The sequence below is a fragment of the Enterococcus rotai genome, assembly GCF_001465345.1.
In the GTDB taxonomy this organism is placed as follows: Bacteria; Bacillota; Bacilli; order Lactobacillales; family Enterococcaceae; genus Enterococcus_L; species Enterococcus_L rotai.
Window position 1 is genome coordinate 2533964 of record NZ_CP013655.1, and the last position, 19434, is coordinate 2553397.

Genomic DNA, 19434 nt, shown 5'->3' on the forward strand with positions numbered 1-19434 from the left:
GCTCTTTTTTGCCAGTCAATGCTTCTTTCACAACCTCATCTTACAAGTTTTCAAGGTGGTTTTTCAATGGTATAATAACCACGGAGGAATATATCAAATGAATGAAAATCAATTATCAAAACGTTTAGCGCGTGTGGGAGAATTAGTTCCAGAACAAAGCCGTTTAGCAGACATTGGTTCTGACCATGCGTATTTACCTGTAGCATTAGTTTTACAAAACAAACTTGATTTTGCGGTGGCAGGAGAAGTTGTAAGCGGCCCTTTTGAAGCGGCTAAAAAACAAGTACAAAAAAATGGCTTGAACGATCAAATTATTGTCCGTTTGGCTGACGGCTTAGATGCTGTGGAACAGACAGACGGGATTACTGCCGTGACGATTTGCGGAATGGGTGGTGTTTTGATCCGAGATATTTTAGAGGCTGGCTGGAACAACCAACGGCTTCAAGGAAATGAATGCCTCGTTTTACAACCAAACATTGGTGAAAAGCCGTTACGTGATTGGTTGACAGTACACGGTTTTACAATACTTGAAGAAGATATTTTAGAAGAAAATAATAAGATTTATGAAATCATTGTGGCGTCAAGACTTGAAACTAGAGTGGCTTATTCAGAAAAAGAACGACTCTTCGGTCCACTTTTACTGCAAAAGCAGTCCACTGTTTTTCGTAAAAAATGGCTAGGGGAACTAAATCAGCGTGAAACGATTCTAGCGCAATTGGCCAAAGCATCTGGTGACCAAACGGTTAGGATCCACCAAATAGAAAAAGAAATTGCTGAAATCAAGGAGGTTTTGTCAGATGAGTCTTGATGGGACGTTATTTATTGAACACTTTGAAGCCTATTGTCCTCAGTGGTTAGCCGAAGCAGATGATCCTGTGGGGTTGCATATTGGCACTTTAAATAAAAAGCTAGACCGAGTAATGGTTACGTTAGATGTTCGGCCAGAAGTCGTGGCTGAAGCGATCGAAAAAAACGTTGATTTGATCATTGCCAAGCATCCACCGATTTTTAGACCAGTCAAGCGATTAGATACAGATGATTTTCAGACAAAAATGTATGCAGATTTATTGAAACATGATATTGCTGTTTTTGCTGCACATACGAATATGGATATTATTGAAAATGGCTTAAATGACTGGTTTTGCGATTTATTAGGAATTGAAGATACAACCTATTTAACCAAAACGCACACCGTCGGCTATAAGAAATTAGCGGTTTTTGTACCAGTCGATCATGCTGCCAAGATGCGAAAAGTTCTTGGTGAAGCGGGTGCAGGTACGCAGGGGGATTATACCAACACTAGTTACTCAATGATTGGCACAGGACGCTTTACACCAGCTACTACTGCTAATCCAACAATTGGTACAGTGGGTGAAGAGGCGGCTGTTCAGGAGGCTAAAGTCGAAGTGATTTTTCCAGAAACAATTCAAGCAAACGTGATTCAAGCAATGGTGGCAGCTCACCCATATGAAGAACCAGCTTATGATCTTTACCCGATAGAAAACATTACCAAAGAATATGGGTTAGGACGAGTAGGGAATTTAGCTAAGGCTGTACCGCTAAAAGAATTTATCGCTTTTGTTAAAGAAAAATTTGATTTAGATGGCGTACGGATCGTAGCAGAAGATGAGACAAAATTAGTCCAGCGTATTGCGATTTGCGGTGGTAGTGGTGAAAAATTTTTTCGTGATGCGCTCAAAAATCAAGCGGATGTTTATATCACAGGCGATGTCTATTATCATACTGGACATGACATGCTGACAGAAGGCTTACCAGTGATCGATCCAGGACATTATATCGAGCAATTATGCAAACCAAAGTTGGTTGAACTATTCAATCAATGGAAAAAAGACTATAATTGGGATATAACATTTATCGAATCTGAGGTAAATACGAATCCTTTTAAATTTAGATAAAGTAGAAAGAGGGAACGAAACGATGTATGAAAATTTATTGCCACGTTTTTTACGCTATGTAAAAACAGAAACACGCTCTAATCCAGCTAGCCAAACAACACCTTCAACACAAACGCAAGTAGCTTTCGCTCAAACGTTAAAAAAAGAGTTAGAAGAACTTGGTATGAGTGATGTACTATACAATGAAAAAAATGGTTTTGTGATTGCTACGTTACCAAGTAATATAGAGAAAGACGTTCGTTCGATCGGCTTTATTGCACATATGGATACAGCAGATTTTAATGCGGTTAATGTGAATCCACAAATCATCGAAAAGTATGATGGCGAGTCAACGATCAAATTAGATAGCGAAGGCAAATTCACTTTAAATACAAAAGATTTTCCTAACTTAAAAAATTATGCTGATCAAACGTTGATCACAACCGATGGAACGACACTTTTAGGCGCTGATGATAAGTCAGGGATCGCTGAAATCATGACAGCCATGGAAATTTTGATCAAAGATCCATCGATCAAACATGGTACGATTCGTGTTGCATTTGGTCCAGATGAAGAAATCGGTGTGGGGGCTGATAAATTTGATGTCGATCAATTTAATGTGGATTTTGCCTATACGATGGACGGCGGCCCAGTGGGAGAATTACAATATGAAACGTTCAATGCAGCTCAAGCTGAAGTAACGATCCAAGGAAAAAATGTCCACCCAGGAACAGCTAAAAATACGATGATCAATGCATTACAGTTGGCAATTGATTTTCATAATCAGTTACCGCAAAATGAAGTGCCCGAAAAAACGGATGGCTATGAAGGATTCTTCCACTTAGCGCAATTGAGTGGCACACCAGAAGAAGCGAAAATGACCTATATCATTCGTGATCATGATCGTGAAAAATTTGAAGCTCGTAAAGCACTGATTACAAAAGTTCAAGAAATCATCAATCAGTCTTTTGATCAAGAACGGGTACAAATTGATTTAGTTGATCAATACTACAACATGGGTGAAGTAATTGAAAAAGATATGAGTATTATTGAATTAGCGAAAAATGCTATGATCGAACTTGGTATTACACCATTGATTGAACCTGTTCGTGGCGGAACAGACGGTTCTAAGATCTCTTATCTAGGTATTCCTACGCCTAATATTTTTGCTGGCGGCGAAAACATGCATGGTCGTTTTGAGTTTGTTTCATTACAAGCAATGGAAAAAGCGACAGATGTTATTGTGAAAATTGCAGAAAATAACGCTAAATAATTCGTAAAAACTGAAAAGAGGGAGTAAAGTTACAAGTAGTGACTTACTTCCTATTTTTCTGTCAAGGTTGAATGTTCGCTCCACAATTTAATCGGAAGGAAACGTGATGATAATGGAAAATGTAATGATTCTTTTTAATGAAACATCAGGGAAAGACAAAGGCAAAGAATTAGCAGAACAGTTTGTGGATTATGCAAAAAATCATGGCCAAGCAGACACGCGTTTTCTATTAGAACAAGTAGGACCAGATTGCGATAGTCAAAAAATCGTTGAGAAATCCAAGCTTGAAAAGATTGACACACTGATTTTTATTGGTGGAGATGGTACGATCAATCATAATGTGGCAGACTTTAAAGAGGAATTACCACATCTAAAAGTTGGCTTACTGCCTGGTGGGACAGTCAATAATATGGCAAGAGTTTTAGAAATTCCGTTAAAATTTGAAGCAGCTGCTGATGTTATTTTAGGTGGAGTTACCAGAAAAATAGACTATGGAATGATCAACCAAAAAGTAATTGTCAGTACAATGACTATTGGGATTTTAGCTGACACGGCGGCACGTATCAGTCAAAAAGAAAAACAAAAATATGGGAAATTAATTTTTGTGAAAAATTTTTTCAAATTATTGGCTAAGAAAAAACGTTATCGCTTAGAGATCAAAACTGAAAAAGAACAATGGCAAGGGAAGACACAATTAGTGACAGTGACAATGACAAATTCTGTTGGAGGATATACAAATTTTGATGATTCAGCCTCTCCAGATGATGGATTATTCCATCTAACAATTTTACCTAAATTGAATTTTTTCAAATTAGCCTTTTATCTGCCAAAAATTATTTTAGGTAAAGTCTATGAAATTCCAGATGTGAAATATATGACTGCAGCTGAAATATCGATTAAAAGTTCGAACGAAAAGAAAATTGGTACTCGTGTTGATGGTGATCCAAGTGAGGATCTACCTGTTGAAATGACCGTCATCAAACATGGTCTAACTGTTTTCGTACCAGAGCAAAAAAAGTAATCTTGTCGAAATAACTTTACATCCTACACTCTTTCAAGGTATTCTATTAATACAATGATTTTGGAGGAAGAAGGATGACAGGTTTGTTGAAGCATTTACCATGGGTGTATTTACTCATTGTAAATTTGGTTGAGTTTTTTACAATGTACCTTGATAAACAAAGAGCAAAAAGAGGAAAATGGCGAGTCCCAGAGTCTGAACTTTTATTTATTGGCTTGATTGGCGGAGGAATTGGCGGTCTACTTGCCCAGCAACTCTTTCATCACAAGACGAGAAAGTTACGCTTTTATTTTGCTTTTATTTTTGGTACACTTGTGACTATTGCAATTATTTATTATCGTTATAAAAGATAATTGTGAATACAAATTAGTGGGGAGAAACTATGAAAAGCAATTCCAAGACAAAAGTTTTTCTAAATATCAGCTTGTTAGCTATTTTTATTGGAGTGATCATCTATGTGATGGATAATTCACTCAGTGATATCTTTGCGCAATTAATGAAGACAAGTTGGATCGTTGTTGCCCTAGTTATCTTACTAGGAGTCGTTTACCAGATAGTGGAAGGACGCTCGATCAAAGAGATTGCTGCCTATTTTCAGAAGGATTTTACGACAAAAGATGGTTTTTTCACCTCTTGTTATGTGGCTTTTTATCGCGTAATTTCTTTTGGGACGGGTACATTGCTTTCTGAAATTTATTTTTACAAGAAAAAAGGGCTAGCTGTTTCCCAAGGCGTTGGTGTGACGGCCTTGCATATGATCATGTATAAAGTAGCAGTGATTTTTCTATCTGTTCTCGGGTTGATTTTTCAGTTTTCTTTATTTTATGAACGTGCACCAAAAATGATTCCCTTTATCTTAGTTGGTGTTGGGCTGACCTTTGTTATTATATTTTCATTATTGATTCTATCAAGTAGCATCAATCTTCAAGTGATTTTGATCAAGTGGACAAATAAACATTTTAAACGTAAAAGATTACGTGACTGGGTGGATAAGTGTAATCTTCAAATTTACTCATTAAGAGAAACGGTTCAAACCATCACGAAAGACCGTTCAGCGATGATTCGGATTTTTGGCTGGAATGTAGCAAAGTTGCTTTTCTGGTACGTGATCCCTTATGTTGTGCTTGTTGAGAATCATCCGAATATTGATTTTCTTTTGGTTCTTTCTTTTACAAGTTTTTCGGTTATTTTATCCGGGGTGTTTCCAACCCCAGCAGGTATTGGACCGTTTGAATTCGTTTATTTATTGCTATTCAAACCGCTAGTTGGAACGGTCGATGCAGTATCTTCGTTGTTATTGTATCGTTTTGGTAGTTTTGTTTTGCCTTTTCTGATTGGATTTATTTATGTATTGATTCAAAAGAGAAGAGATATTAAAACGGATCTTTCCGCAGCAAGAAAAGAGAAAAAGGAAACGTTAGAAGAATAATGTGTAGACAAGCTTTGAGAATCGAAAGATTTTTAACGCTTGTTTTTTATCGATTTTGCAAAATACTATGGTATACTTTAGATAAGTACTAGGGGAGTCATTTTGACTGAGATGTTCGCTTGAACGGACCCTTTGAACCTGTGAGTTGAGACTCGCGTAGGGAAGTAGTCTAAGAAATAGAATAACACGGCTAAACTCTATGAAATGGTTCTTTAACATTTTATGGCGTTTTTTTCTGTTTTTAAGATTCTTCTCAAAAATATCGAGGAGGAATTGTATGACATTTACTGAAGAAATAAGAAAATCTGCTGATATAATTTGGCAGGAAAGTAAGGACCATCCATTTATCTTAGAGTTAAAAGCTGGAACATTACCACCAGAAATTTTCCGATTTTATCTGATCCAAGATCGGTATTATTTGGAGCAATTTAGTAAAATCCATTTAAAGGCTGCAGAATTAGCAATAGATAAAAAAGTCAGAAGCTGTTTTTTAGATGGTGTAAAAAATTTAGAAGCCGCAGAAATATCCGTTAGAAAAACCTTTTTCAAAGAATTGAAAGTCTCAAAAGAGGAAATCAGTCAAACACCGATTGCACCAGCAGCCTATCATTATACCTCACATATGTATCGAGAAGTTGAAAGTAAAAATATAGCTAGAATTGCAGCAGCCTTGTTGCCCTGCTATTGGTTATATCAAGAAATCGGCGAAGAATTAATCGCAAATGGTTCACCAGATCCGTTGTATCAAAGGTGGATCGAAACCTATGATCGTGAAAGCTACCAGAATGCGGTTCGTAGGCAAATTCAACTGACGGATCAGCTAGCCAACCAAGCTTCTTTGGATGAGCAATTACTTATGAAACAAGCCTTTATTATTAGTAGTTATGAAGAATTGAATTTTTGGGAAATGGCTTATACAAAACAAAAATGGGGGTTAAAGAGATGATCAACTATCAATTGATTGATACCTTACGCACAAAAAATCCGCTAGTTCATACTATTACCAATATTGTGGTTGCAAATGATTCGGCTAATGGGTTACTGGCAATCGGAGCATCCCCATTTATGTCAAGTACACTTGCTGAAATGGAAGAAGTGGCGGCGATTGCTGATGTTATAGTGTTAAATATGGGGACTTTGAATGACGAGCATTTAGCTGCAATGATTCTTGCTGGTAAAAAAGCGAACGAATTAGGAAAACCAGTTGTCTTAGATCCTGTTGGTGCTGGCGCGACAAATTATCGTAAACAGGCGGTTGAGCAATTATTGAACCAAGTCAAACCAACATTGATTCGGGGAAATGCTGGAGAAATTGCAGCGCTGAGTGGAACGGCTTGGGCTGCTAAAGGAGTAGATGCTGGAACTGGATCAGTAGATATTACTGAAATTGCCGAAAAGTTAGCACTTGATGTGAATTGTTTTATTGCAGTAAGTGGTGAAACAGATACGATAACAGATGGCAAGCAAACTTATTTTGTTAAAAATGGAACACCATACTTTACGAAGATGACAGGAGCAGGTTGTTTACATGGATGTGTTTGTGGGGCTTTCTTAGCAGTTGCTCAGGAGTCTACTTTAGAAAGTGTCGTTGTTGCAAGTGCAATGTATGCTTTAGCAGGCGAACTTGTAGCAGATCAGTTAACAAGTGTTTCTGTCGGGTCATTTAGAACGTACTTATTAGATCAACTATCAGGATTAGATAGTACGTTAGTGCAAGCAAAAGCAAGAATCGAAAGGATGGCTGAAAAATGAATGAAACGATCCAAGCGTTAACGATTGCAGGATTTGACAGTGGCGGCGGTGCGGGAATGCAAGCTGATTTAAAGACCTTTCAAGAGCGATTTGTATTTGGGACCTCTGTTTTAACGGCGTTACCGATTCAAAATACACAAGGAGTTAAAAAAGTGTATGATATTTCCCTAGAAGCAATTCAAGATCAGTTAGACGCTATCGATGAAGATTTTAAAATCTCAGCCGTAAAAACAGGTATGTTGTTTACAGCTAGTATCACGCAGCTTGTTTCAGCCTTTTTAAAGACGGTTGATTTTGGTCCTTTAGTTGTGGATCCTGTAATGATTGCTAAAAGTGGTCATGCTTTACTAAAAGATTCCGCTGTTAAAGCTTTAATCGAAGAGCTGTTGCCGCAAGCTTTTGTTATTACGCCAAATATTCCTGAAGCTGAGGTGATCACAAACATGACCATCACAACGAAAGAGGATATGGTAATCGCTGCAAAAAAAATCCAATTGCTAGGTGTGAAAAATGTCGTTGTAAAAGGTGGTCATCATCTTGAAGGAACAGAATCCTCTGATTTATTGTTACTCGAAGATGGCCAACAAGAATGGTTTTCAGCAACAAGGATCGAGACGAAAAATACACATGGTACAGGCTGTACTTTTTCGGCTTGTATTGCAGCGGAATTAGCCAAGGGAAATGATGTAAGGGCGGCCGTTCATACTGCAAAAGGATTTATTCAAGCAGCGATTGCAGATGGTATTCAAGTGGGCTGTGGCAATGGACCAACCAATCATTGGGCTTTTAGAAAGGTAGAACGCAATGAAAACTAGTCAAGAAATGTTCGCCATTTATTTTATTGCCGGAACACAAGATATAAAGGATAGAACTTTACCGGAAGTGTTAGAACAGGCTTTAAAAGCTGGAATCACATGTTTTCAATATCGAGAAAAAGGTGAAGAGAGTCTGACCGATCCTAACGACAAAAAGCTGATGGCAAAAAGATGCCAACAACTATGTAAAGAATATCGAGTGCCATTTTTGATCAATGATGATGTAACGTTAGCCTTAGAAATAGAGGCTGACGGAATTCATGTTGGGCAAACAGACCAAGCAATCCAAGATGTATTAGTTTTGTTCTCTGATAAAATCGTTGGTTTATCTTGCTATGATGAAAAGGAAGTCCAAGCCGCTAATAAAGTGCCCGCTATCACGTATTATGGTATTGGACCTGTTTACGGTACGCTATCGAAAAAAGATGCTAAACAACCGATCGGTTTAGTAAAACTACAAAAATTGACAGAGCTAGCAGAAAAGCCTGTTGTGGCAATAGGCGGTATCAATACTGGAACTATTGAGTATATAATAGAAACAGGTGTTGCTGGTGTCTCAGTGATCTCCGCAATCACACAGGCCAAAGATATTCACGAAGCCGTTAAACGCTTAAGGTAACTGGGGGTGATGCATACGCAAGATTTTCCAAAGAGCAAATAAAACCATAATTTTTGTTTTTTTTGGTGTTAATTGCCATATTTTAATTTTAATGAGAAAATACAGATAGTGTGCAAGAAAAATAATAACGTCCGAAACTTTGCGGTATCAAGGTTTCGGTCTTTTTTTTCGTAAGAAGAAAAACAGTTTATTAGAGAAGGTGGAAATTCAGGATTTCAAACTAATAAATTGCTGATAAAATCAATATTTATGCATGTGAAAGCTTGTCTAAACTCTTAAAAATGATTATGATTAAAAAGATATTTTATACTTGATTATGAATAGGAGTGTTTTGATGGAACAAAAGCAAATGCGATGGTTTACCGTTGGCCTAATTGCCTTCAACATGGTTTGGGGCTTAGGGAATGTAGTGAATAACTATGCACAACAAGGGATTTCCGTTGTAACGTCATGGGTATTGATTTTGGTCTTATATTTTATTCCCTATGCGTTGATCGTCGGACAACTTGGGTCAACTTTTAAGGACAGTAGTGGCGGAGTTAGTTCTTGGGTCCAAAATACGAGTACGAAGCGTTTAGCTTATTATGCTGCTTGGACATACTGGGTCGTACATATTCCGTATTTAGCTCAAAAGCCTCAGCTAGTCTTGATTGCTTTTGGTTGGGCAGTGCAAGGCAATGGTGATATTGTGAATAATTTCTCCGTTGTAGGGATTTCATTGATTTCGTTAGCGATTTTCTTGATCTTTTTACTATTGTCTACTAAGGGATTAATGACCTTAAAAGTAATTGGGGGAATGGCCGGAACGGCAATTTTTGTCATGTCTATGCTATTTATCCTACTAGCAATTGGTGCACCAATGATGAATTCTAGTGTTGAATTTGCGACACCTCACATGGATAAAATCAGTACGTATATTCCTAAATTTGATTTTAGTTACTTTACGACAGTTTCCATGTTGGTATTTGCTGTTGGTGGGGCTGAAAAAATTTCGCCTTATGTAAACTCAATGAGAAATCCAGCGAAAGAATTTCCTAAAGGAATGATTTTCTTAGCGGCAATGGTTGGTGTTTCAGCTGTCTTAGGTTCATTTGCGATGGGGATGTTATTTGCAAGTAACAATATTCCAGAAGACTTGATGGCCAATGGTGCTTACACTGCTTTCCAATTATTAGGTGAGTATTATGGTGTAGGGAATTTATTAATGATCATCTATGCAATCACTAATGGAATTGGACAAATATCTGCTTTAGCCTTTTCAATCGATGCTCCATTACAAATTCTTTTGGCTGATGCAGATCCTGACTACGTTCCAGCAGCATTACGTAAAAGAAGTAAAAAAGGTACCTTAGTCAATGGCTATTTGTTAACAGGTATCTTAGTCAGTATTATTATTGTCTTACCAATGTTTGGAATCGAGAATATCAAAGAATTAGTCAAATGGTTGACTAACTTAAATTCTGTCGTGATGCCGATGCGTTACCTATGGGTGTTCTTTGCTTATATGATGCTAAATAAAGCGTATAAAAATTATCAATCTGAATACAAATTTATTAAAAATCCTAAAATCGCTTTTGGATTTGGCTTGTGGTGTTTCCTATTCACAGCATTCGCTTGTATTTTAGGAATGGTACCAAAGGTTGATTTTGCGGCAGACCCGAAAGCATGGTTCTTCCAATTAGCTTCTAATATTATTACACCTGTCGTGTTGATTTTATTAGGGATGATTTTACCAGCTTTAGCTCGTCGTGATAAAAAGAAAGCGCAAGTTAATTAAAAAGAAGAGGGGAAAGAGACTCAATAAGAGTGTTTTTCCCTCTTCTTTTTTATTAGAGATAAACAGACGTTAGTTTGAATATAATTGTTTTTAATCAACTGGGTAATCATATTTAAAATGATGTTTTCATCATTATTTTCTTTTAATTCCATATATTTGTAAAAAAATGAGAACATTTTTTCCTTTTTATCGGTATAATAGAGAGGAAGACTGTTTTTTTTTCTAAAAAAATGATACGATTTATAAAGGAAAAAAATTGAGGAAGTGAGAACGATTAGTAAGCGACAACGTCAATCAGAAAAAGAAGAAAGATCAACGTATCTTTGCAAAGAAGTTGATCCCGATTATTTAGGTCGTGAGATTTACGCCGATAATGTTGATACGCCGTATTCATTTTATTTAGTGCGAAAACTAAATTTGGCAAAAGATTACCAAAATTTAGCTGAAGGTGAAGCTTTTTTTGAAGCAATCTGCGATAGCTGGGACGAAACCGAAGAGTTTGAAGAACTGGTCGTCAAAAAGATTTATATGTATGTTGAAACTGAAATTATGTATTATACATTATTGATGGGAAGTTTTGAACCTACCAGAAGAGAGCTTCGGATGAACTTAAAGCAGTGGTTCGAAGAAATTACGCTTGAAAAACAAGAGCGATCTCTAGCTTATAAAGGTGAACCTACATTAAATTCTGGAGAAGTACAGGGAATGATGAAGCAGATGCTTGAAACGTCAAATGAGATTTTCCGTTTACGTAAAATGATTACGGATTTAACTGAGACGATCAATCACGGAAAAACGGAGCTATCTGCAGCTAAACATGACCCCATTATTTCAAGAAGTATTCAAACGATCCATCTTAAACGAGCGCAACCTTTAGTGATCGAAGAAGATAAAGTGGAAGAAACAAAAATCGCTGATCCGAATGAAACAGTTGCTGTAGATGTGGATCTCGAGCTTGTTGAAGAAGCAGTCGTTGAAGCAGAAATTATAGCGGATACTATAAAGCCATCAGCAGAACCCAAGGAAGCAGCAGGAGCGCAACCAGAAAAAAAGTTGGAGAACGAATTGGCGAAAAAACCAATTCAAGAAGATTCCCCAGCAGAAGAAAAACCTACAGCTTCACAAATGCAAGAATCCGAAGGTAATCAACCACTGAAAAAAGAACGCACAGCAATCAAGTTGAAACATAAACAAATGGCGCAATCCAACGAAAGTGCTGAAACTGAGACAACAGATGCAACACAGCAAGAAACCACTGAGTTAGCACCGTTGGATCTTCGATTGCTTGTATTCAAAAAAAGAAAAACTAAAAAAGCAACACCAAGTAATTGGCCGCGTTTTTCTAAACAATTGAAAGCAAGTAAACGTATTGAATCTCCAGCTAAAATCCCTAATTTTTCTAAGAGTGAAATGGAAAATTTAGAAGATGAAATTTATCTATGTTTTATGAATAAACGGATGCGCTTAGGGACAAAGAAAAACGCTACTCAAAAGAAGAGCGTTTTACGATCTGACTTACTTGCACAAATCAGCCAAGCTGAATATTTGAATTATTCTTGGGGACAAGTATTGCGACAACGTAAAGAAGATGTCTTGATTTGTGGTCGCTTGAGTTGTGGAGGTTTGGTCTCTTCTTTAGATGATTTCCTAAAAGAAATGCGTGAGATTGCCTATAGCCGTTCGTTATTTGGCAAAAAAGTTCGCTGTTCAGTTGATTTATTACGCCGTTTAGAAGGCTATATTTTAATGGATCAGTATATGCAAAATCTAAGCCTGATGCCAGTTGAAAAATAGTTGTCAGGATAAAAAATGAATAAATTTTAAGAGCGAGACAAAAGCTTAGTTTTAAAAGGCTACTTTTGTTTCGTTCTTTTTTTATATTCTTGTAAAATAAGCTGTGAACAAGCTAAAAGTGATCTTGATTGGTGAAAAAAGTTTTCTACTGTATGATTAGCTTATAAGATATTGTATAGTAATCGATCATAACGGAGGTAAATACTATGAAGAAAAATGGCGAAAAAAAACCTACAGAAGGAAAAAAATCATTTTTTAAGAAAGTGAAACCGAATCCTAAGCAAAAAGAAACGTCAGTGGTAGAGGACAAAGAAGAAAAAGAATTTGAATCCTTTTTCGCTGAAGTAATCAAAAAATTCCCTCAAAAAACAGCTACGATCATTTTGAATAGTTACGGAAAATCGAAAGAACGTGCTGAAAAAATTCTAGCTAAAAGCAAAAATCAATTCGATGGTATTTTTGATGAATTTTTGCAAGGTGTGGACGCGGAGACTCGAAAAAAATGTCATAAAACTGTTCATGCAGCATCCTTGACCGCTGCAATCATCGGGTGTTCACCGATCCCTTTTTCAGATGCAGTGTTACTTGTCCCTGTTCAATTAACTATGATGGCTCGTTTGCATAAATTATTTGGCCAATCATGGTCAGAAAGTATGGGGAAAAGTATCGGTAAAGAAATCATCGTTGTGGGATTAGGAAAAAGTGCTGTTGGTAATATACTCAAATTTATTCCAGCAGTGGGAACTGTTGCAGGGGCCGCAATCAATGCAACAGTTGCAAGCACAATTACTGAAACTTTAGGCTGGGTAACGGTAAAAATGTTGAATGATGGTGAAGATATTTTTGAGCAGACAATGACATTTAAAGGGCAATTTCAAACATTGTTTAAAGCCGTACAAAATTCGGGCAAAAAAACAAAATAAAAAATAATTGTAAATAGAAGCAGAAAAATGATTCTTCTATTTGTCTACGCTACTTTTTGATTCATTATCCTAAACGAGCTTGTAAAGGCAACGAGTAAGAGATAAAGTAAATATAGACGTATGAAAAATGGAGGAATTTGAACTTGAAAAAGATAATTGTGACCGGTGCTGGAGGTGGACTTGGCAAGGCCATCTGTGAGCGAAGTGTCAATGAAGGTTTGGGTGTAATTGCCGTAGACATAAATGCCGCCTCTCTCAAGGAAATTGAACAGTTGCCAAATTGTCAAACGAGTATCCTTGATATTAGTCATTATAATGATACACAACAATTTTTTAATCAGTTAAAAGATGACCCTACTATAATTGGACTAGTGAATAATGCAGGTATTTACAAAGGGGAAAGTCTTCTGGATTATAATGAAGCAATGATGGATACCGTTTTAAATGTTAATATTAAGGGACCAACGATCTGCTCAAAATTTTTTATAGAAAATCTGCAATTGAATAATCAAAAGGGGAAGATCATCAATATATCTTCTATTTCGGGACAAGAAGGCAGTTCAGATGCACTATACGGTTTATCCAAAGCAGCGATTATCGGGTTAACGAAGAGTTTAGCACTACGTTTTTTTGAAACTGTTTTGGTCAATACTGTTGCGCCAACGATGATCGAGACAAAAATGATGGAAAAAATTCCTACATGGCGAAAAGAAGAATATTATGCTCATCATCTGATTAAAGAAGCAGTATCAGCAAATGATGTGGCAAATACTGTGAATTTCTTACTATCAGATGAGAGTAATCATTATACTGGAGCTACTTTTGATTTGAATAATGGAGGTTATTTAAGATGAATAAAATTGGATAGTGATTTTAACTTCTCAAGAAGGAGAAAGATCTCATTGATTCGCATAAAAAAATTGAGTTCAAAATGACGAATTCAGAAAGGCCAAAACGGAAAAGGAGCTTTTTTTATGAAACAATCGATCGTTCACATCGCTTTAGTCGTTGATGATTATGATGAAGCAATTGCTTTTTATACTGAAAAACTTCACTTTACTTTGATTGAGGACACCTATCAACCAGACCAAGCAAAAAGATGGGTGGTAATAGCACCACCAAATTCAAAAGGGACAACTATTTTATTAGCAAAAGCATCGAAACCGATTCAGCGTGAGTTTATTGGCAATCAAGCAGGTGGCCGAGTATTTCTATTTTTAGCTACGGATGATTTTTATAGAGACTATACTCACATGGTTGCAAACCAAATCGAGTTTGTTAGAGAACCGAAAGAGGCTGACTATGGAATCGTGGCAGTGTTTAAAGACCTTTATGGCAATTTATGGGATTTAGTCCAGTTTAATGAAGACCATCCTATGAATGAACGACTATAAAATAATAGCTAAGTTTATTTCTTTATAAGGAGGAAAAGATGATTAAAAATAATGGTGATTCTATAGCAATTGGTATTTGTTTGGGTGTAGCATTTGGTTTGATTTTCGATAATTTAGCTTTAGGAATAGCCTTAGGTGTAGCAATAGGAGCTGCTGGGGTTTTTGATAGTAAGAAAAAAGCAAAAAATAAAGGAGCCAAAAGGGATTGAAATGAAAAAACTACATTTTAAAAAGATACTGACCTTTTTTAGAAAACGTAGAAATTTTCTAAGTCTTTCTATAGTATTAGTTGTAATTTCCATTTTTAGCGGTTGTGGAAACAATAAAAATGAGAGAGCAATTAATGGGACTAGTACTGATACTAGTCTAAAAGATACAGCAAAGATTTCTACATCAAGTTCAACATTCGATAGTAATTCAAAGCAAGAAGCAGGAATAAAAAGTGAAGCTACCGCACAATTAGAATTAAATTATGAAGATGCACAAATAGAGTACGCTCGAGTAATTGCTAATCTAGGCGTTGAGAACAAAATAGGATACACGACCGAGAGGGTTAGAAGCAATCAAATAACATTTAATACATCGGTATCAGATGAGTATAAAAGCATACGTATTCAAGAACGAGGTACTGAAGATAGATATATCTATTATTTGCCTTTAGGAGAGGGTTTCATAGAACATTATGGCATGAAAAAATATCCCTCTTCCCCTACTACATCACCAGCGAAGGTTTATTTGAAAACTGATTATGACGATATCGCTTTAGCTCTGTTAGAAAACCAAACGAATATCTCTGATAATGATTTGAATATTGAAGCGATAAACAATGGTGATTTCACTTCGTTAATAGGAACCTGGAAAAACGGTAAGAATGATGTTTTAATCATAAATACTGACGGTACAACCAATATGGCGTTTGTAGTTCATGGGGTACCTGAATCTGGTAAAACAAGTAAGGTTCCTTTTGCAAGCTTAAGCGCAGGTGGTCCTGGTGGTGCAGCACTTGGTCTGTATAAAATAGGGTTCAAAAATCCTGATGGTGATAGTTCAGATAGTACGAAACCTAGGTTAATAATTACGCAGCAAGGCGGAAATTATTCTTCAGATAGTTATTATTACAGACAATAATTAGATAGGATCGATGTAAAAAAGAGCTGATTATAGAAAAATAAAGTAATCATTCTGCTGAATTAATAGGGAATGATTATTTTTTTTGAATAAAAAGCACTCAAATCTAAACACTAGATACAATAAATACATACAAAAAAGCAGCTAAAATCCCTTTACTTTCAAACCTTTCAAACTAAGACTAAAAAAAACTTCTGTTTTGTAGTATAATTTTCAAGGATAGAGGAAAGGCGGGGAAGTCAATGAGAAAGAAACAAACATACGCAGTAGTGGATCTAGAGACGACGGGAACCGATCCAAAGGTAGACCGGATCATCCAGTTTGGCTGTGTGTTGATCCAAGATGGAAAAATCATTTCCCGTTTTGCTACTGACATCAATCCCAATCAGGCCATTTCCAAACAGATTCAGCAGTTGACAGGTATTAGTAATAGCCGTGTACAAAAGGCACCTTATTTTGAGGATGTGGCACTAACGATCTATAACTTATTAGCTGATACGGTATTTGTTGCACATAATATCTTTTTTGATTATTCTTTTTTAGCGCAAGAATTGACCCGTTGTGGTACACCAAAATTGCAGATTCCGGGTATTGATACGGTGGAGTTAGCTCAGATTTTTTTACCAACGGAAAAGAGTTTTCGTTTAGGGGATTTGTCTGAGAGTTTAGGTTTAGTACATGATAATCCTCATCAAGCGGATAGTGATGCACAAGTAACGGCTGAACTATTACTATTGATCGAAGCGAAAATGCGCCGCTTACCATTAATTACAATGGAAGTAATCGACCGCTTAAGTCAACAAACAGGTATGGATACTAGTTCTTATATCCATCATATATATGAAGAAATGAAACAAGATATTCAACCTTTGGCAAAAGAGCAACATGTTGTTTCTGGCATTGCGTTAAGAAGAAAAGAAGTTCAACTTTATGAAGAAAAATTATATGAACATGCCGTTTTTCCTCATAAGAAAAAAGCCAAAGAAAAACTTTTTAAAGATAAGATCGTTTATCGTTCAGAACAAAGTCGTATGATGAACTTAGTCTATGAGCATTTTACAACTGCTGAAAATAAAAATTTATTTATTGAAGCAGCGACGGGAACGGGAAAAACGCTGGGTTTTTTATTTCCATTAAGCTATCTGGCTACACCAGATAATCCAGTTATTATCAGTACGGTTTCGATCGTACTGCAAAATCAATTGATAGAAAAAGATATTCCCTTAGCAAATCAAATTTGTCCTAAACCGCTCAATGCTACGATCATTAAAAGTCATCGTCATTATCTAGATTTACAGCGGTTTAAGGATACCTTGAAAAATCCCTTGCAGCAAAAGCAATATGCGCTATATCAAATGGGCGTTTTAGTTTGGTTGGTGGATACAGAAACGGGTGACCTTGATGAGTTGCAATTAACGAATTTTAATCATGTTTTTTGGCGGGACGTTGCCCATCGTGGGATTGATTTTTTATCGAATCAAGATCCCTTGTATCAGGAAGACTTTGTTCATTTTCTTTATAAGAAGGTCAGACAAAGCAATGTATTGATTGTCAATCATGCCTTTTTGGCACAAGAAACCCTAAGGGACGTTCCGCTTTTACCTAAAAGTGCCTATTTGATTATTGATGAAGCACATCACTTGCCCGATATTGCTGGGAAGATTGCGAATCGTCAATTTAATTATACTTCGTTTAAAAAACAAGCAAGCTTATATTTAGAGGAAGAGCAGTTGTTTGATCAAGTTAACCAAATTTTTGAAAAGCAAACGCAAGAACAACGATTATTGCGTATTTATACGAAAGCCTTGAATGATTTAGTAGAAGAATTTAGTGATTTGTTTTACGAAATAAATCAGTTATTTCCAAAAGCAAAGCAGCAGCATCAAGAGTCCAACCTGTTGACTAAGCCTATATTCGATCATTTATCGTTAAATGGCGAGACTTCAATTCAAAAAATTGACATTCTTTTGACCGAGATGCAAGAAATTCAAGCGCAATTGCAGCAGTCGATCGTAAATCAATTGGAAAAATTTACTACCTCTCAACGCATTATATTTGTTAGTTTACTGCAGTTCTTTGAGCGGATTGTGTTTCTTTATGACTGTTTTGATATCTATGTTAACGAATGGCAGCCACGCTGGATCAAAGAATATAGTACTACCCCACAAGGCTATGGGGTACTTTCGATCAATGATTTAGACGCTAGTATTTTGCCAGAGACGACTTGGTATAGTCGTTATGAACGAATTCTATATACAGGTGGAACCTTAAAATTTGGGCATGATAAAAAATATTTGCCGCATAAATTAGGGTTGGCAGATGTCTTATTTAAAACATTGCCTGATCCTTATAATTATGAAGAAAATGCCCGCTTGTATATTCCAACAGAAGCAATTGCAATCAGTCAGGCGAATACGGCAGAGTTTTCAGAATATATTGCTGAAGTGATCGAAGCATCATCACAGCAACAAGACCGCTCTGTATTGGTTTTGTTTACGTCACATGAAATTTTATCTAGTGTGTATTATCGTTTACATCCACAATTTCTGAATGCTGGTAGAGAACTTTTAGCTCAAGGAATCAGCGGTAGCCGAGAAAAAATTCTGAAACGTTTTGCTCATTCAAAAAATAGTGTTTTATTAGGCGCTGACAGTTTTTGGGAAGGGGTGGATCTACCAGGTGAAGCATTGTCACTTTTGATCGTAACTCGTTTGCCATTTGAAAATCCTAAGCGGCCTTTTGTTAAAGCGCGTTATGATTATCTTGAAGAAAAAGGTATTAATCCCTTTTCCCATGAAGCGTTGCCGAAAGCTGCTTTGCGTTTGCGTCAGGCTTTGGGGCGTTTAATTCGATCTGACGGTGATAAAGGTGCTTTAGTCGTGTTGGATAGACGATTGATAACGGCTAAATATGGAAAACGTATGTTAAAAGCCTTACCCAAAAATCTACCGGTAAAAGAAGCTGCTCTAAGCGACATCATTTCAGAGCTAAATGAATTTTTAAAATAATAAATTTAGCAACTATACTATTAAAATGAACTGATTTTCTGCTATAATAGTAGCCAGTAAGTTTGGAAAGGGCGAGACGATTGCAAGAACAAGAAGAACGAAATGAAACAAGAAAAACTAAGATTCTTTTAAGTATAATCGCAATTTTATTAGCGATTATCGTAATGATTGCTATTTTTTATGTTCGCTCAACACATCCAAGAACACAAGCGAAAAGAGAAGCAACTGAAATCGCAAAAGAGTATGCACATTTAAACACAGTTGACAACTTTTATTGGTTTACCAGAAAAGAAACGTATTTCAGTGTAACTGGTAAAGATGATAAAGGGGAAGAACTAGTGGTGATCATTCCTAAATCAGGAGAGAAAGTCACCGTTTTAAATCAAAAAGACGGCCAGGACGAAAGTCAGATCCGCCAAATTATTGAAACAAAGTATAAAGAAAAAAATATTCAAAAAATTAGTTTAGGGTTATACAATGATCAGCCAACTTGGGAGATCGTTACAAAAAACGATGATGGACTATTAAGTTATTATCTCCTATCGTTTGCAAATGCTGAAGAAGTCATGATTATTAAAAATGTCTGACGAGACAAGCTTATGAGAA

General features: G+C 36.4%; 19 protein-coding genes and 1 riboswitch. All 19 genes read left to right on the top strand.

Annotation, left to right across the window (positions count from 1 at the left end; translation table 11 throughout):
- Positions 1-97: 97 nt before the first annotated feature.
- The 19 genes from ATZ35_RS11610 to ATZ35_RS11700 all read left to right on the top strand — a co-directional run bounded on the left by ATZ35_RS11610 (position 98) and on the right by ATZ35_RS11700 (position 19415).
- Positions 98-808, top strand: coding sequence for a tRNA (adenine(22)-N(1))-methyltransferase (locus ATZ35_RS11610; protein ID WP_208927375.1), 711 nt, complete (start codon positions 98-100; stop codon positions 806-808).
- Positions 798-1916, top strand: coding sequence for a Nif3-like dinuclear metal center hexameric protein (locus tag ATZ35_RS11615; protein WP_208927376.1), 1119 nt, complete (start codon positions 798-800; stop codon positions 1914-1916). Before ATZ35_RS11610 ends, ATZ35_RS11615 begins: the two co-directional genes overlap by 11 nt.
- 22 nt (positions 1917-1938) lie before the next feature.
- Positions 1939-3168, top strand: coding sequence for a peptidase T (pepT, locus tag ATZ35_RS11620; RefSeq protein ID WP_208927377.1), 1230 nt, complete (start codon positions 1939-1941; stop codon positions 3166-3168).
- A 112-nt stretch (positions 3169-3280) separates the two neighbouring features.
- Entirely contained in the window at positions 3281-4189 is a 909-nt protein-coding gene (locus ATZ35_RS11625; RefSeq protein ID WP_208930477.1) for a diacylglycerol/lipid kinase family protein, read from the top strand.
- A 74-nt stretch (positions 4190-4263) separates the two neighbouring features.
- Positions 4264-4542 carry a DUF1294 domain-containing protein gene (locus ATZ35_RS11630; RefSeq protein ID WP_208927378.1) on the top strand — a complete coding sequence of 93 codons (279 nt, stop codon included), beginning with the start codon at positions 4264-4266 and terminating at the stop codon, positions 4540-4542.
- Between the two features lie 29 nt (positions 4543-4571).
- Complete coding sequence (locus ATZ35_RS11635) at positions 4572-5618, top strand: lysylphosphatidylglycerol synthase transmembrane domain-containing protein (protein WP_208927379.1); 1047 nt, start codon at positions 4572-4574, stop codon at positions 5616-5618.
- 80 nt (positions 5619-5698) lie between these two features.
- Positions 5699-5798: riboswitch (TPP riboswitch) on the top strand.
- Positions 5799-5895: 97 nt separating this feature from the next.
- Positions 5896-6564, top strand: coding sequence for a thiaminase II (gene tenA / locus ATZ35_RS11640; RefSeq protein ID WP_208927380.1), 669 nt, complete (start codon positions 5896-5898; stop codon positions 6562-6564).
- Positions 6561-7370 carry a hydroxyethylthiazole kinase gene (gene thiM, locus ATZ35_RS11645; protein WP_208927381.1) on the top strand — a complete coding sequence of 270 codons (810 nt, stop codon included), beginning with the start codon at positions 6561-6563 and terminating at the stop codon, positions 7368-7370. Before tenA ends, thiM begins: the two co-directional genes overlap by 4 nt.
- The gene (thiD, locus tag ATZ35_RS11650; protein ID WP_208927382.1) at positions 7367-8185 is read left to right on the top strand and encodes a bifunctional hydroxymethylpyrimidine kinase/phosphomethylpyrimidine kinase; all 819 of its coding nucleotides are present in this window, start codon (positions 7367-7369) and stop codon (positions 8183-8185) included. Before thiM ends, thiD begins: the two co-directional genes overlap by 4 nt.
- Positions 8175-8804: a thiamine phosphate synthase gene (thiE, locus tag ATZ35_RS11655; protein ID WP_208927383.1), complete on the top strand. Its 630-nt coding sequence runs from the start codon at positions 8175-8177 to the stop codon at positions 8802-8804. Before thiD ends, thiE begins: the two co-directional genes overlap by 11 nt.
- A 334-nt stretch (positions 8805-9138) precedes the next feature.
- The gene (locus tag ATZ35_RS11660) at positions 9139-10581 is read left to right on the top strand and encodes an amino acid permease (protein WP_208927384.1); all 1443 of its coding nucleotides are present in this window, start codon (positions 9139-9141) and stop codon (positions 10579-10581) included.
- A 264-nt stretch (positions 10582-10845) separates the two neighbouring features.
- The gene (locus ATZ35_RS11665) at positions 10846-12375 is read left to right on the top strand and encodes a hypothetical protein (protein ID WP_208927385.1); all 1530 of its coding nucleotides are present in this window, start codon (positions 10846-10848) and stop codon (positions 12373-12375) included.
- A 206-nt stretch (positions 12376-12581) separates the two neighbouring features.
- Positions 12582-13298 carry a YcjF family protein gene (locus ATZ35_RS11670; RefSeq protein ID WP_208927386.1) on the top strand — a complete coding sequence of 239 codons (717 nt, stop codon included), beginning with the start codon at positions 12582-12584 and terminating at the stop codon, positions 13296-13298.
- A 143-nt stretch (positions 13299-13441) separates the two neighbouring features.
- Positions 13442-14152: an SDR family NAD(P)-dependent oxidoreductase gene (locus ATZ35_RS11675; RefSeq protein ID WP_208927387.1), complete on the top strand. Its 711-nt coding sequence runs from the start codon at positions 13442-13444 to the stop codon at positions 14150-14152.
- 120 nt (positions 14153-14272) lie between these two features.
- Complete coding sequence (locus tag ATZ35_RS11680) at positions 14273-14692, top strand: VOC family protein (protein WP_208927388.1); 420 nt, start codon at positions 14273-14275, stop codon at positions 14690-14692.
- A 38-nt stretch (positions 14693-14730) separates the two neighbouring features.
- Positions 14731-14901, top strand: coding sequence for a glycine zipper domain-containing protein (locus tag ATZ35_RS11685; RefSeq protein WP_208927389.1), 171 nt, complete (start codon positions 14731-14733; stop codon positions 14899-14901).
- The gene (locus ATZ35_RS11690; protein WP_208927390.1) at positions 14855-15820 is read left to right on the top strand and encodes a DUF6287 domain-containing protein; all 966 of its coding nucleotides are present in this window, start codon (positions 14855-14857) and stop codon (positions 15818-15820) included. Before ATZ35_RS11685 ends, ATZ35_RS11690 begins: the two co-directional genes overlap by 47 nt.
- A 242-nt stretch (positions 15821-16062) precedes the next feature.
- On the top strand, positions 16063-18828 hold the full coding sequence (locus tag ATZ35_RS11695; protein WP_208927391.1) for a helicase C-terminal domain-containing protein: 2766 nt from the start codon (positions 16063-16065) through the stop codon (positions 18826-18828).
- 80 nt (positions 18829-18908) lie between these two features.
- Positions 18909-19415, top strand: a complete 507-nt coding sequence (locus ATZ35_RS11700) for a cell wall elongation regulator TseB-like domain-containing protein (protein WP_208927392.1) — start codon at positions 18909-18911, stop codon at positions 19413-19415.
- Positions 19416-19434: the final 19 nt, after the last annotated feature.

Bases quoted from the DNA above. Each gene is read 5' to 3' on its own strand.
- ATZ35_RS11610 (WP_208927375.1), top strand. From the start codon at position 98: ATGAATGAAAATCAATTATCAAAACGTTTAGCGCGTGTGGGAGAATTA.
- ATZ35_RS11615 (WP_208927376.1), top strand. From the start codon at position 798: ATGAGTCTTGATGGGACGTTATTTATTGAACACTTTGAAGCCTATTGT.
- pepT (WP_208927377.1), top strand. From the start codon at position 1,939: ATGTATGAAAATTTATTGCCACGTTTTTTACGCTATGTAAAAACAGAA.
- ATZ35_RS11625 (WP_208930477.1), top strand. From the start codon at position 3,281: ATGGAAAATGTAATGATTCTTTTTAATGAAACATCAGGGAAAGACAAA.
- ATZ35_RS11630 (WP_208927378.1), top strand. From the start codon at position 4,264: ATGACAGGTTTGTTGAAGCATTTACCATGGGTGTATTTACTCATTGTA.
- ATZ35_RS11635 (WP_208927379.1), top strand. From the start codon at position 4,572: ATGAAAAGCAATTCCAAGACAAAAGTTTTTCTAAATATCAGCTTGTTA.
- tenA (WP_208927380.1), top strand. From the start codon at position 5,896: ATGACATTTACTGAAGAAATAAGAAAATCTGCTGATATAATTTGGCAG.
- thiM (WP_208927381.1), top strand. From the start codon at position 6,561: ATGATCAACTATCAATTGATTGATACCTTACGCACAAAAAATCCGCTA.
- thiD (WP_208927382.1), top strand. From the start codon at position 7,367: ATGAATGAAACGATCCAAGCGTTAACGATTGCAGGATTTGACAGTGGC.
- thiE (WP_208927383.1), top strand. From the start codon at position 8,175: ATGAAAACTAGTCAAGAAATGTTCGCCATTTATTTTATTGCCGGAACA.
- ATZ35_RS11660 (WP_208927384.1), top strand. From the start codon at position 9,139: ATGGAACAAAAGCAAATGCGATGGTTTACCGTTGGCCTAATTGCCTTC.
- ATZ35_RS11670 (WP_208927386.1), top strand. From the start codon at position 12,582: ATGAAGAAAAATGGCGAAAAAAAACCTACAGAAGGAAAAAAATCATTT.
- ATZ35_RS11680 (WP_208927388.1), top strand. From the start codon at position 14,273: ATGAAACAATCGATCGTTCACATCGCTTTAGTCGTTGATGATTATGAT.
- ATZ35_RS11685 (WP_208927389.1), top strand. From the start codon at position 14,731: ATGATTAAAAATAATGGTGATTCTATAGCAATTGGTATTTGTTTGGGT.
- ATZ35_RS11695 (WP_208927391.1), top strand. From the start codon at position 16,063: ATGAGAAAGAAACAAACATACGCAGTAGTGGATCTAGAGACGACGGGA.